Origin of the sequence: Streptomyces sp. NPDC001843 (assembly GCF_042891955.1) — a bacterium.
Taxonomy (GTDB): Bacteria; Actinomycetota; Actinomycetes; order Streptomycetales; family Streptomycetaceae; genus Streptomyces.
Genome location: NZ_JBIATQ010000024.1, coordinates 1 through 12397 on the forward strand (window position 1 = coordinate 1; position 12397 = coordinate 12397).

11 protein-coding genes and 3 pseudogenes are annotated in these 12397 nt (G+C 68.0%); 9 read left to right on the top strand and 5 right to left on the bottom strand.

All coding sequences use genetic code 11. The features are described from left to right. Positions 1–97 precede the first annotated feature (97 nt). Positions 98–754 carry a class I SAM-dependent methyltransferase gene (locus ACFYZQ_RS37450; RefSeq protein ID WP_389158091.1) on the top strand — a complete coding sequence of 219 codons (657 nt, stop codon included), beginning with the start codon at positions 98–100 and terminating at the stop codon, positions 752–754. Here ACFYZQ_RS37450 and ACFYZQ_RS37455 read toward each other — a convergent pair. Further along, positions 745–990 (bottom strand): annotated as a pseudogene (locus tag ACFYZQ_RS37455) (transposase); the annotation flags it as partial. The gene ACFYZQ_RS37450 and the pseudogene ACFYZQ_RS37455 sit on opposite strands and share 10 nt — an antisense overlap. Here ACFYZQ_RS37455 and ACFYZQ_RS37460 point away from each other — a divergent pair. The 5 genes from ACFYZQ_RS37460 (at position 983) to ACFYZQ_RS37480 (ending at position 7998) form a co-directional block, all read left to right on the top strand. Then, complete coding sequence (locus tag ACFYZQ_RS37460) at positions 983–1288, top strand: aminotransferase class V-fold PLP-dependent enzyme (RefSeq protein ID WP_389158094.1); 306 nt, start codon at positions 983–985, stop codon at positions 1286–1288. The pseudogene ACFYZQ_RS37455 and the gene ACFYZQ_RS37460 overlap by 8 nt on opposite strands. 398 nt (positions 1289–1686) lie before the next feature. Beyond that, positions 1687–2274 (top strand): signal peptidase II, encoded by a 588-nt coding sequence (gene lspA, locus ACFYZQ_RS37465; protein ID WP_389158097.1) that lies wholly within the window; start codon positions 1687–1689, stop codon positions 2272–2274. A gap of 192 nt (positions 2275–2466) precedes the next feature. Then, entirely contained in the window at positions 2467–4047 is a 1581-nt protein-coding gene (locus ACFYZQ_RS37470) for an ISL3 family transposase (protein ID WP_389158100.1), read from the top strand. A gap of 712 nt (positions 4048–4759) precedes the next feature. Continuing rightward, positions 4760–7348: a tetratricopeptide repeat protein gene (locus ACFYZQ_RS37475; RefSeq protein ID WP_389158103.1), complete on the top strand. Its 2589-nt coding sequence runs from the start codon at positions 4760–4762 to the stop codon at positions 7346–7348. A gap of 299 nt (positions 7349–7647) precedes the next feature. After that, a complete protein-coding gene (locus tag ACFYZQ_RS37480; RefSeq protein WP_389158106.1) occupies positions 7648–7998 on the top strand; it encodes a hypothetical protein in 351 nt (116 codons plus the stop codon). A gap of 21 nt (positions 7999–8019) precedes the next feature. Here ACFYZQ_RS37480 and ACFYZQ_RS37485 read toward each other — a convergent pair. From ACFYZQ_RS37485 to ACFYZQ_RS37495, 3 genes and pseudogenes are all read right to left on the bottom strand, one after another. Next, positions 8020–8394, bottom strand: a pseudogene (locus ACFYZQ_RS37485) (ATP-binding protein); the annotation flags it as partial. Then, positions 8391–8607 (bottom strand): annotated as a pseudogene (locus ACFYZQ_RS37490) (helix-turn-helix domain-containing protein); the annotation flags it as partial. The pseudogenes ACFYZQ_RS37490 and ACFYZQ_RS37485, both read right to left, overlap by 4 nt. Positions 8608–8692: 85 nt before the next feature. Beyond that, positions 8693–9616 (bottom strand): oxidoreductase, encoded by a 924-nt coding sequence (locus ACFYZQ_RS37495; protein ID WP_389158109.1) that lies wholly within the window; start codon positions 9614–9616, stop codon positions 8693–8695. A gap of 79 nt (positions 9617–9695) precedes the next feature. Here ACFYZQ_RS37495 and ACFYZQ_RS37500 point away from each other — a divergent pair, with 79 nt between their 5' ends. From ACFYZQ_RS37500 to ACFYZQ_RS37510, 3 genes are all read left to right on the top strand, one after another. Next, positions 9696–10289, top strand: coding sequence for a TetR/AcrR family transcriptional regulator (locus ACFYZQ_RS37500; protein ID WP_389158112.1), 594 nt, complete (start codon positions 9696–9698; stop codon positions 10287–10289). Positions 10290–10378: 89 nt separating this feature from the next. After that, positions 10379–11551, top strand: a complete 1173-nt coding sequence (locus ACFYZQ_RS37505; RefSeq protein WP_389158115.1) for an IS30 family transposase — start codon at positions 10379–10381, stop codon at positions 11549–11551. Continuing rightward, entirely contained in the window at positions 11548–11919 is a 372-nt protein-coding gene (locus ACFYZQ_RS37510) for a hypothetical protein (protein WP_389158118.1), read from the top strand. Before ACFYZQ_RS37505 ends, ACFYZQ_RS37510 begins: the two co-directional genes overlap by 4 nt. Before the next feature lie 98 nt (positions 11920–12017). On the opposite strand, the gene ACFYZQ_RS37515 is transcribed toward ACFYZQ_RS37510, so the two are convergent. Next, on the bottom strand, positions 12018–12284 hold the full coding sequence (locus tag ACFYZQ_RS37515) for a multiprotein-bridging factor 1 family protein (protein WP_389158121.1): 267 nt from the start codon (positions 12282–12284) through the stop codon (positions 12018–12020). Positions 12285–12397: the final 113 nt, after the last annotated feature.

Genomic DNA, 12397 nt, shown 5'->3' on the forward strand with positions numbered 1-12397 from the left:
AGCCGGTGGCCGTTCGCCTATGCGGGGACCATCCCGATGCCGGAGCAAACCCCCGGATCAGGGCGAACCCGTACACCACTTCCCTGGACGCAACCCGATGAAGATCTTGTCGCCTCGTGTCCTGCGGGCTCTTGAACGGTTCAACGCCGCTTATCCCTGGGATCACAACGCCCACTACCATCGCTGGATCCTGCGGCAGTTGCCGAGGCGCTTCGACCGCGCCCTGGACGTCGGTTCCGGCAGCGGTGATCTTGCAAGGCTCTTGGCCGGACGAGCCGATGTTGTGCAGGCCGTCGATTCCGATCCGGTGATCACAGCCCAGGCCCAGAAGCTGACTCCTTCCGGGCTCCCCGTCACCTTCACCGTCGCGGACGCAATAGCCGAGCTTCCTGCCGGCCCTTACGACGTCATCACGTGCGTCGCCACGATCCACCACCTGCCGTTCACCCAGGCACTCACCCGCTTCCGCCGTCATCTGGCTCCGGGAGGAACCTTGGTGATCGTCGGCCTGTCTCGTGCCCAGACCCCTGTGGACCACCTGCTCGGTGCCATCGCCATTGCGGCCAACGCTGCCATGGGCTGGCTGAAGAACAAGGGGCGCCCCTCGCAGCGACCCGTCTCCATGACGGCCCCTACTCGCTCAGCGGACATGACCTTTGACGACATCGTCCGTGAAGCCAGAGACGCCCTTCCCGGTGCACGGCTGCGGCGGCGGTTGTTCTGGCGCTATACGCTTGTATGGAATCAGCCCTGAGTGGCCCGTGGCTTCCTCGACCAAGTGTCGGTACGAAAGCTCTTGCGGGTCAGACGCCGGGTCATCATGGTGATGAGTGCCCAGTTCAGGTGTGCTTCGGAGTGCTGGGGCAGGCGTTCGTAGTCGCGTGCGTTGCGGCGAGCGTTCATGCACCAGCCGATCGTGCGCTCGACTTTCCAACGGCGGGGCAGGACGACGAAGCCCTTGACCCCTTTGGGCCGGGAGACGATGCGCAGGGCGCAGTCGCCGGGCTGCGGACTCCTCAACGTCGCCGAACTCGGCGTCAACCTCGCCCCTCTGTCCGCCCACAAACTCCATGGCCCCAAGGGCATCGGCGCCCTCTACATCTGCGGCGGCACCCGCATCACCGCCCAGCAGACCGGCGGCGGACAAGAACGCGGCCTGCGGGCCGACACCCCAACGTCCCCGCCATCGTCGGTTTCGGCGCCTCCGCCCACCTCATCACCACCGACGTCGTCCCGCCCCCGACCCGCATCCGAGCCCTGCACGACCGGCTCCAGACCCACCTCCTAGCCGCGATCCCCGGCGCCACCGTCAACGGTCACCCGCACCGGCGACTGCCCGGGAACCTCAGCCTCGCCCTCCCCGACATCGAGGCCACAGACCTCCTCGACCGCATCCCACCGCTACCGGCACCCGCTGGCAACTGTCGAGCCGCACGACGCGCTGGTGGTGGGCTACGGGACGCCACCGGACAGCGCATGGGCGGGCACCCTGGACGCGCTGTGCGCGGCACTGCCGCGCGGGCGACGTCCAGGAGCCGGTACGCCTGCGCGTGGCTGATGCCGAACTCCGCGTCGCAGTATGCTTCGACGAGGTAAAGCCCATGGGGAGGAGGAGCCAACCGCCTGCCCGACGTGTCGCCTCGCAGGCCCTTGTAATGTGGTGTTGTCCAGGGCGGCTCGGCATCCATGGAGCGGATCATTACTACCGACAACGCCTCGCAATCCCAGCCCGAGACCGCGACGCGTGCTGTTGGCAAGCGCACACCGGCTCTGACCGCTCTGCTGACGGCGGCCGTTCTCACCTATGCCTTGGATCTCGGCAGCAAGCTTATGGCTGTCTCGCGGTTGGAAGGCCAGGAGCCCGTGGCCATAGCGGGCCACGTACTTACGCTGCAAGTGTTCCGTAACTCGGGTGCGGCTTTCAGCAGCGGCCAGGCCTTCACTGCTGTGTTCACGGCGATTGCGATCGCGGTTGTCGTGGCCATCACGCGTGCCGCGCGTAGGCTTCAGAGCCTTCCCTGGGCTGTCGCCCTGGGCCTGCTGCTTGGGGGCGCGCTCGGCAATCTGACTGACCGGATCTTCCGGGCGCCTGCGGTTTTTCGCGGGCACGTCGTCGACTTCATCTCCGTCGAGCACTTCGCGGTGTTCAACCTCGCCGATTCAGCCATTGTCTGCGGCGGTGCCCTGATGGTTCTCATGTCGATCCGGGGCACTTCCCTGGACGGCTCAGTCCCCCAAGATCGGCAGGGCCGGAGCATTCTCTCCCCGCGTTGAGATGCCCGGAACCGGAGACTTCGACCGCCGCGCCGCGCAGGGCTCGGTATCGCCTGCGTCTGCACGTGTCGGCGTACTCGAGAATGTGGCCCTGGCAAGATTTCCGTGAAGTAGGGGTGTGCGACCGTGCGCCGGTTACACTCCGTCACGGGTAGCGGCACTGTCAGCGAGTGTGACGACCTCGTACGGATCATGTCTCCGCACCTCGATGCGGTGCGGGTGGAACGAGTGTGGGTGGCGGGCGGCGTGGTCCGCATCGAGGCCTGCACTCGCGAGTTGACGGTGGCGTGTCCGGACTGCGGTCGCGGTTCTGCGCGGGTGCACAGTCGCTATGGCCGGACGCTGGCAGATGTTGCTGTCGGGGGGCGCCCGGTGCTGATAGGGCTGTCGGTACGGCGGTTGTTCTGCGACAGTCCGTGCTGCGGCCGGCGGACGTTCGCCGAGCAGGTCGAGGGACTGACTGCGCGCTACCAGCGCCGCAGCCCCTTGCTGCAGCACCTGGTGGAGATGGCCGGGGTGCTCCTCGCTGGCCAGGGCGGCGCCCGGCTGCTGCAGATCCTGAACGTGCCGCTGTCGCGGACCAGCGTGCTGTTCCACTTGATGCGCTTGCCACTTCCGTCACCAGCGACCCCGCGGGTGCTGGGTGTGGACGACTTCGCACTGTATGCGGACGAGTACGGAACCCTGCTGGTGGATGCCGACACCCGGCTGCCGATCGAACTGTGGGCCGGTCGCGACGCCGAGCAACTGGCCGCCTGGCTGCGGACGCACCCCGGTGTTGAGGTGGTCTGCCGGGACGGCTCACTGGTCTACCGCCAAGGCATCACCGACGGCGCCCCGGACGCAGTGCAGGTCAGCGACCGCTTTCACCTGTGGCAGGGGTTGTCGAAGCGGGCCGGTGAAATCGCCGCTGCCCACCGCGGGTGCCTATTCGCCGCAGTACCCCAGCCCGCACCGGCACCGCCACCCGCGACCCCAGTGGGACCGTCCGACCAGGCCGACACCCCAGCCCGCCGCCACGCGAAGCGGCTGTTCGAGGCGGTGCACGCGCTGACCGACACCGGTCTCTCGCTCAGCGCCACAGCCCGCGAGTTGGGCCTGAACCGGCGCACCGTGGGCAAGTACGCCCGAGCCGCCACCTGGCAGGAATGCATACGGCGCACCCCGCCCCGCCGGCCTACCAGCCTCGATCCATACCTGGACTACCTGCGGCAACGCTGGGAGGAAGGCGAGCACACCGCGACGGTGCTGCACCAGGAGATCGTCGCCAAGGGTTATCGCGGTCATTATCAGCGGGTCAAGATGGCCATAGCGCCGTTGTGCCGCGGCCTGCCGATCAACACTCCCCGCGAACGGCCGCCGTCGCCTCGCCAAGTCGCCCGGTGGATCACCACCGCGCCATCCCGCCGCAGCCTGCACGCAGCCGACGCACTCCAGAGGTTGTTCGAGCATTGCCCTGAACTTGACCACACTCACGATCTGGTGCGTCAGTTCGCCGCCATGCTCGACGCCCGCGACGCCGCCCCGCTGCCAGCCTGGCTCCAGCAACTTACAATCACTCGCCTCCCGGCCCTGGCCAGCCTGGCCAACGCCATCCGCGAGGACCAGCCCGCAGTCGTCCAGGGCATCACCACCCCATTCAACTCCGGCGTCAACGAAGGCCGCATCACCGACCTGAAACTCCAGAAGCGAATCATGGCCGGACGCGCCGGAGTCCCGCTGCTACGCCAGCGCGTCATTCTCATGGCCCTGCTCCGACGCCGCTACCCGTGACGGAGTATCACCGGCGCACGGTCGCCCACTCGCGCTTCACGGAAATCTTGGCCGGGCCACGTTCGCTTGTACGCCGACAACTGCGGCAACAGGGCCTCCTGGTACTCGGCTGGGATCGCACCCCCGAACTACCAAGAGGCCCTGCTGCCATGCGTCGGCCCTCACGCGATCACCCGATCAGGAACCCTGTTCGACCAGGCCAGCACCGTGATCGATAAGCGGATGACGTCTGAGGGAACCGCGGGGCAGACGGGGAGGGCGCATCCCGAGGCTGGGAGCGGCCCGGAGGGGAAGACGCCGCATTGACCGCCAGGGCCTCATCCGAGCCCCGACGGCGCCACAGGACAGCTACAGGCCCAGCCTGTGGCGCGCCTCCGGGCCTGTGCTGCCGCTGGCCTTCACCCGCATCAGTCACCTGACCGGTCGCGGCGCGGCGGCCGCCGCAACCGCCGGTGCGCTAGCGAGCACGACACGTAAAAGCTGGCGGCCGCGGTCACGAACTCCAGGAGTGTCGTGACCTGTGGAAGCGCCATCCAGATTGACTCTGGCCCAGCAGTGATCGTCGTGAACGACATCGCGAACTCCTTCGCTCAGGGAACCGATGCCTTTACGGTGAGTGCCGGAGCAGTCACTTTCGACTAACGTGGAAATATGGACGTTGGACACTCGACGACGTCTCTCAATCGCGCGACCGCCTCCGGGGGGAAGACGGATGCTCGACGACCTGAAGCGGCTGCACGCTCTGGTCGGGTCCCCATCGCTGGAGACCCTCGCCCGGCACGCTCGGGCCGAAGGATCAGCGACGTCGAGGTCCACTTTCGGCAACCTGCTGAACGGCAGATCCACACGCCTTGAAGCGGTGGAGGCGTTCGTCCGGGCCTGTGCCCGTCATGCCCGCACCCGCCGCCCTTCCATCACCCTCGACCCTGCGGATGTCCACCTTGACACCTGGCGCGACCGCTACGCCGACAGCCACCGCTCCGGGGGCAAACACCGTGCCTCGGCCGCACCGCGCCGGACCGGCGCACCGCACCAGCCGCAGCCGTGGCCACACCAGGTGGGAGTGCTGCCTTTGCTGGCCGACTGCCGCCAGGAGCGCCCCGCCGACCACGACCTCGACGCGTTCATGGCTACTGGCAGCGGCACCGCCGTGGTGTGGCAGGTGTTGTCGGGGATGGGTGGCGTCGGCAAGACGCAACTCGCCGCAGCCCTCGCTCACCGCACGTGGCGGGCGAGGCAAGTCGACCTGCTGATGTGGGTGACCGCTGCGTCCCGCGACGCCGTCGTCATCGCCTACGCGCAGGCCGCTGCCGACATCACTGGACTGCAGGACGACGACCCTGAGCAGGGCGCAGCGCGCTTCCTGGCCTGGCTGTCCGAACCGCATCGCCGACGGTGGCTTATCGTGCTGGACGACCTGCAGAACCCTGCGGACCTCAACGGGCTCTGGCCGCCCACTGTTCCCTCCGGCCGGGCGGTCGTCACCACCCGCCGCCGTGATGCTGCCTTGTCGAGTGGGCGGTACCTCGTGGAGGTCGGCCTATTCACGCCCGGGCAGTCAGCGGCCTACCTGAGCGCCCGGCTGAGCGGCGACGGGGATCTGCTCACCGATGGAGACCGGCTCGCCGAGGATCTCGGACACCTGCCGCTGGCATTGGCCCAGGCAGGTGCCTACATCCTCGATCGGGGCTTGTCCTGCGCCGAGTACCGGCGCCGCCTGAACGACGCCCGCAGGCGCCTGGCGGACCTCACCCCCGAGCCCGAAGCTCTGCCAGATGAGCACCGAGCAACCGTCGCGGCCACGTGGTCGCTGTCCATCGACCACGCCGACACCTTGACCCCGCGAGGGTTGGGCCGCCCCGTCCTGGAACTGGCAGCACTGCTCGACCCCAACGCGATCCCTGCGGAGCTACTTACCACGAGCGTTGTCACCGATTACCTCCGCGGCCGCCGCAATTCCCAGGAGTCCGTCGAAGCCGACGATGTGCGCGACGTCCTGCACAGCCTGCACCGTCTCAGCCTGCTCACACTCAATCCGGTCGACCCGATCATCCGGGTGCACGCCCTGATCCAGCGTGCGGTCCGTGATTCTACGCACCCGGAACACGCCAACGCGCTGGCGGAGACCGTGGCTGACGCTCTAGTGTCAATCTGGCCGGAGATCGAGTGCGACCCTTCCCGCGGGCAGGTGCTGCGGGCCAATACAGCGGCCCTGCGCGCCGCTGCAGGCTCGGCCCTGTGGAACACCAAAACAGGTGCCCACCGCGTCCTGTTCACCGCTGGCAACAGTCTGGGCGAGTCTGGGCTGGTCGCGGCGGCCGCCGCCTACTACCGCGACCTGGGCTCCACGGCAGAGCAGTTGCTCGGCGCCGAGCACCCCCACACCCTCGCCGTCCGCGCCGGCCACGCACGCTGGCGAGGCGAGGCCGGGGACGCCTCCGGCGCTTTCGCCGCCACCGAAGCCCTGCTGGCGGACCGGCTGCGAGTGCTGGGGTCCGATCACCTCGACACCCTCACCACCCGGCACAACTTGGCCTACTGGCAGGGTGAGTCCGGTGATCCCGCCGGGGCGGCGACCGCGTTCGACGCCCTGCTGTCCGACATGGTGCGGCTGCTAGGCCCCGATCACCCCGACACGCTCACCACCCGCAACGATTTGGCCTGGTGGCGGGGAAAGGCCGGTGACCCGGCTGGAGCGGCTGCGGCGCTGCGAGCGTTGCTCGGTGACCGGCAGCGGGTACTGGGGCCCGACCACCCGCACTCGATGATCACCAGGAACGACCTGGCCTGGTGGCAAGGGCTCGCCGGTGACCCTAGCGGCGCCGTCCACGCGTTCAGGACCCTCCTCCCCGACCTCGTGCGGGTGCTGGGCCCCGACCACCCACGCACCCTGACCACCCGGAACAACCTCGCCTGGTGGCAGGGCGCGGCCGGGGACCCCACCCGTGCACTAGCCGCCCTGCGGGAGGTCTACGCGGACCGCCTTCTAGTGCTCGGCCCCGACCATCCCCACACAATGATCACCCGAGGCAGCCTCGCCTACTGGAAAGCGATGGCAGGTGACCCTGACGGTGCGGTCACGGAGTTCGAGGCACTCCTGACCGACCGGCTGCGGGTGCTCGGCCCCGACCACCCGCACACCCGCGCCAACCGCCATCAGATCGCCTATTGGAGCGACTACCCGGGCGACCAGACCACAGCCGGGACCCTGCTGGCCGACATGGTGCAGGTGCTCGGCCCGGACCATCCCGACACGCTCACCGTGTGGAGCCACGACTCCACGAAGGCTTCGCGCCCTTGAGCCGGTTCTAGCAGGCGAAGTCGTCCACTCCCAAGACCCTGGGGGCGTGCAGAGGTGGCAGCGGGATCTGCTGTTCGCGTCATCCTCATGGCCCTGCTCCGACGCCGCTACCCGTGACGGAGTATCACCGGCGCACGGTCGCACACTCGCGCCTCACGGAAATCTTGCCAGGGCCGAGAATGTGCTCAGTGAAGTACGGACGAACGTGCTCAGGGAGATGACGGGCTGTTCGCTCGGCTCGAGTGGAGTCGTGGCACGATGACCTTGTGGAGAGCCCTGGTCTTTCAGCGCGTCGTCGCATGCTGATCGAGGCGGTCGTCGTGGTCGCGGCGCCTGCTTCGGATCAGGTGGCTTGGTTGGACGAATACGACGTACCGCCGGACGAGATCGCCTTGGGCTTTGATGATGCCTTCCGCCTCGCTGGGCGACTGGTCGATGAGGGCCAGCTCAGTCGTGAGGTGTTGCCCTCGCTGCAGATGATCGATGAAGTCTTCAGCGAGATGTCCCAGGTCACCGACGTGGATAGGTGGACAATGAAGGCCTTGGCCACGGACGCCGGGTGGGGACGCGCCCGGCAGCTGGCGCGAGAAGTCCTCACCGCGGAAGGCGAAGAGATGTCTCCCCTGCCAGGCATCCGCATCGTTCGATGAGTCCCCAGCCCGGCCCGCGGTCTAGGCTGCGGTCTCGCGTTCGATGGCGGCGAGCCGGTTCTTGAGTCTGTAGCTGGGGCCGTTGATGGAGACGACGTCGCAGTGGTGCAGGAGCCGGTCAAGGATGGCCGTGGCGAGGACTTCGTCACCGAACACCTGCCCCCATTCGCTGAAGGTCTTGTTCGAGGTCAGGATGATCGAGCCCTTCTCGTAGCGCTTGGAGATGACCTGGAATACCAGGTTGGCCTCAGCGCGTTCGAGGGGCTGGTAGCCGACTTCGTCGACGACGAGAACGCCGGAGCGGAGGTAGGTGCGGAGCTTGCTGTTGAGTCGGCCGGCCGCCTCGGCGACCTTGAGCTGGCGGACCATGTCGTCGAGGGTCGTGAAATAGACGGTCGGCCACTCGTTCAACAGGCCCCGGATCTGCGGCTCGAAGGCGTCCGCTACCCGTCCGCGCGGGGCCCGTTCGTACTTCGGCGGCCGGTCCGAGTTCAACGCGGCCCGCACCGTGTGCCGGGCCACCCCCAGCCGCCGTTAGATCTCCTTGATGGGCACGCCCTCTGCTCGATGCAGCCGACGTATCTCCGCCCAGTCCTCCACCTTCAGCACCCTCTTGTATGGAGCAGCCTCCGTGACACCGAGTGCGGCCACCTGCCCCGTTGCAGGTGGCCGACTCGATGGGGTGGCCACGGCTTCAGGATCGAACTGCCGCAGTCAGCTCCGGGAAGGTGACGCCGGTCAGCTCTTCGGAGGCGGTCCACAGACGGCGGGCGGTGGCCGGGTCGCTGGCCGCTGCCGAACGGCCAGCCAGGGAAGGGGCGCCGCGCATCTCGAACATGCCGTCGGGGCCGACGTAACTCGCGCCGGGAAGGTCCTGGACGGCGGCGTAGAGGGTCGGGAGTGCGCCGGCCTCGCCGTCCTGGGCGATCAGCCTGTTGACGAGACGGTAGAAGAGGGTTCGCAGGAGGCTGGCGTCGTGGCTCTGGAGGTTGGTGGCGGCCAAGCCGGGGTGCGCGGCGAGGGCGCGGACGGGCGAGCCAGCGGCGCTGAGTCGTCGCTGGAGTTCCAGGGTGAAGAGCAGGTTGGCGAGCTTGGACTGGCTGTAGGCGGTCAGCGGGTTGTACTCGCCGGTCAGGTAGAGGTTGTCGAAGTGGATGCGGGGACTGCCCGGGGCTTTGTGCGCCCCCGATGACAGGGACACCACGCGGTCGGTGATGTGCGGCAGCAGCAGGTTGGTCAGGGCGAAGTGGCCCAGGTGGTTGGTGCCGAACTGGGTCTCGAAGCCGTCCTTGGTGCGGCCCTCGGGGACGTTCATGACGCCGGCGTTGTTGATGAGCAGGTCCAGGTCACCGTGCCAGTCGGCGGCGAACTCGCGCACGGAGGCAAGGTCGGCCAGGTCGAGCCGGCGGACCTCCACGCTACCGTTCACCGTCGCGGCCGCGGCTTCACCGCGCTCGGTGTCCCGTACGGCGAGGACGACGTGGGCGCCCGCGGCGGCCAGGGCCGTGGCGGTGGCGAGTCCGAGGCCGCTATTGGCGCCGGTCACGACGGCGGTGCGGCCACTCTGGTCGGGGATGTCGGTGGTGTTCCAGGGCTGGGTGTGCGTGTTCTTTGCCATGCTCCCAATGTATGCACCGATCACAATGTAGGCAACATTAACAATGTGTGCGTCGCCTACACCCGGCTAGGCTGAGGGCATGACGAACCGCCCCTACCACCACGGAGACCTCCCCGCCGCGCTGCTCGCGCGAGCCGAGAAGACACTGCGCGAGAGGGGGGCGTCCGCGCTGTCCCTGCGCGAACTAGCCCGCGAGATCGGGGTGAGCCCCGCCGCGCCGAGTCGCCACTTCAAGTCCAAGCAGGCACTGCTGGACCCCCTGGCGCTGACCGGATTCGAGCGGCTCGCCGAGGCCATCGCAGCCTCGCAGGAAGGCGCTGGTGAGGCGTTCGCCGACCGGCTGGATGCCGCAGCCCGCGCCTATGTGGGCTTCGCCGTGGCCAACGCCGCACTGCTCGACCTGATGTTCTCGGTCAAGCACAGTCCGCAGGCGTCGGAGGCACTCGGGGCGACCGCCCCCCGGTGGTCCGATCAACTCCTGGAGCTGATCGGCGACGGGCAGCGCCGGGGCGAAGTGCGCGAGGGGCCACTCGAACGGATTGCCTTGCCGATCGTCGCGGCGCTGCACGGCTACGCCGGCCTGACGGTAAGCGGCGTGCTACCGCCGGAGGCGGCTGAGCACGGCTTGGACGACATGATCGCGGTCATCCTGCGCGGCAGCGCGCCGCAGTAGGGCCGCGCAGGATGACCAGAAGGGTCAACATTCAAGAACCTTGGGTTCTAACGCTTGTCGCAACATTCCTTGATCATTGTGGAGTGTTGATGGCGAGGCGGGGACGCAAGCGCAGGCTGGAGGTCGAGGCTGAGTACTGGCGGCTTCTGGCGGCCGGAGTGGGCAGCGTCGAGGCGTGCAGACAACTCGGTATCGGGCGTAAGACGGGCTACCGGTGGCGAGCGGAGAACGGCGGCCTGAGACCGGACTATCTCCCGGAGTCCTCCCGGTCGGGCCGGTATCTGTCGCTGTTGGAACGCCGCAGGATCGCCGCAATGCGTGAACGCGGCCTGACGATCCGAGAGATAGCCGGCCAGCTCGGACGGGCGCCATCGACGGTCAGCCGGGAGCTGCGGCGCAACAGCCGCCCGCACGACTACGGCCGATACGACGCCGACCTGGCTCACCACCGTTGCCGTGAGCGAGCCGGACGCCCCAGACGCGCCAAGCTGGCCACGGATCCTGAGCTGAAGGCTGAGGTGCAGTCCAAGCTGGACCTGGAGTGGAGCCCGGAGCAGATCGCTGCCCACCTGCGGACCCGCTGGCCCGACCGGCCGGAGCGGCACCTTTGCCACGAGACCATCTACCGAGCCCTCTACCAGGGCGCGAGAGGCGGCCTGAACAGGACTCTGACGCGGAAGCTCCGCACCGGCCGGCCGCTGAGGAAGAAGCGGCGCCGCCCCGACCAGCGCATGCCGAGATTCGTCGCGCCTGCCGTCCTCATCGACCACAGGCCACCGGTCATCGAGCTGCGCGAGCGTCTCGGCGACTGGGAAGGCGACCTCGTCGTGGGCGTCCGTAGCCAGTCCGCCGTCGCGACCCTCGTCGACCGACGCACCCGTTATCTCCGGCTGGTCCCGCTGCCCGAGGGACACTCGGCCAGCCAGCTACGCGATGCCCTGATCGCCGTTCTCGGCCAGCTGCCGGAGCACGCCCGACGGAGTCTCACCTGGGACCAGGGCTCCGAGATGGCGCGCCATTACGAACTCGCGCCCTATTTCGCCGACGGCATCTTCTTCGCACGCCCGGGCAGCCCGTGGCAGCGTGGCACGAACGAGAACACCAACGGCCTTCTCCGCCAGTACCTGCCCAAGCGCACGAACCTGTCTCTCTACACCGTGGACGATCTCCGCAGCATCGAGCACCGGCTCAACAATCGACCCCGCAAAACCTTGAGTTGGCAGACCCCTGCCCAGGCATTCGCTGCCGCTCTGGCACCATGAGCCTGCAACGTTGCGACGATCATGCGAATTCACCCCTCGCTCACTTCGAGAAGCGCAAGCTCTCTCTGGGAACCTGCGCTCGGGCCTTCGGAACAGCATGCATCCACCAGCACGCTTGCGTCCGGTGTTCGCTCCTCCGGCCCGAGCCGTCCCAGCGGGACCGCCTGATCGAGATCCGCTACAACCTGCTCCATCGGATCGCCGAAGCTCAGCGTGAAGGCTGGCTCGGAGAGGTCGAAGGCTTGGAGATCAGCCTGGCCGGCGTCGAGGAGAAGCTGACCCAGCTTGATACCGCACGCAAGCCCTCGGTGATCCACCTGGGCCTGCCCACCTTCGGCCAGGTCGCCGGACGGTCCACCTCCCTGTGATCGTCCCTCTTGGAGGCAGGGAACCCTGGCCGAGACCCGGCAAGGGTGTTCGCCCTCGTCGGGTCTCGGCGCGCCGTCACGAGTCCTGACCTCTCAGCCTACCCAGCGACAGTGCCGGAGTCCGGCGGAAGCTCGAGATCCGTCGTCTCGCGCGACACGGTCGGGATGCTGCCCGGTGCCCAGCCGAGAACTTCCTCGAAACGGCGGGCCGCGAAGGGAACGGGAGGGCGTCCGCGATCACTCTCGTGGAGCCTGATGGTCGCCTGGCTCAACTGGGTGCGACGCGCAAGCTCCCTCACGGAGATGCCCTCGGCTTCCCGCAACTCGATGAGAGCTTTCGCCAGCCGCTCGGTTTCTTCGCTCATGCCCAAAGCGTTCCGCATCACGAACACTCGGTCAGTATCCTGGCCTGATCCGCACCTAGCTTGTGCTTCCCGCCGCTCCACCAGCAGCCGAAGGCCCTATCGGTCGCAGGCTT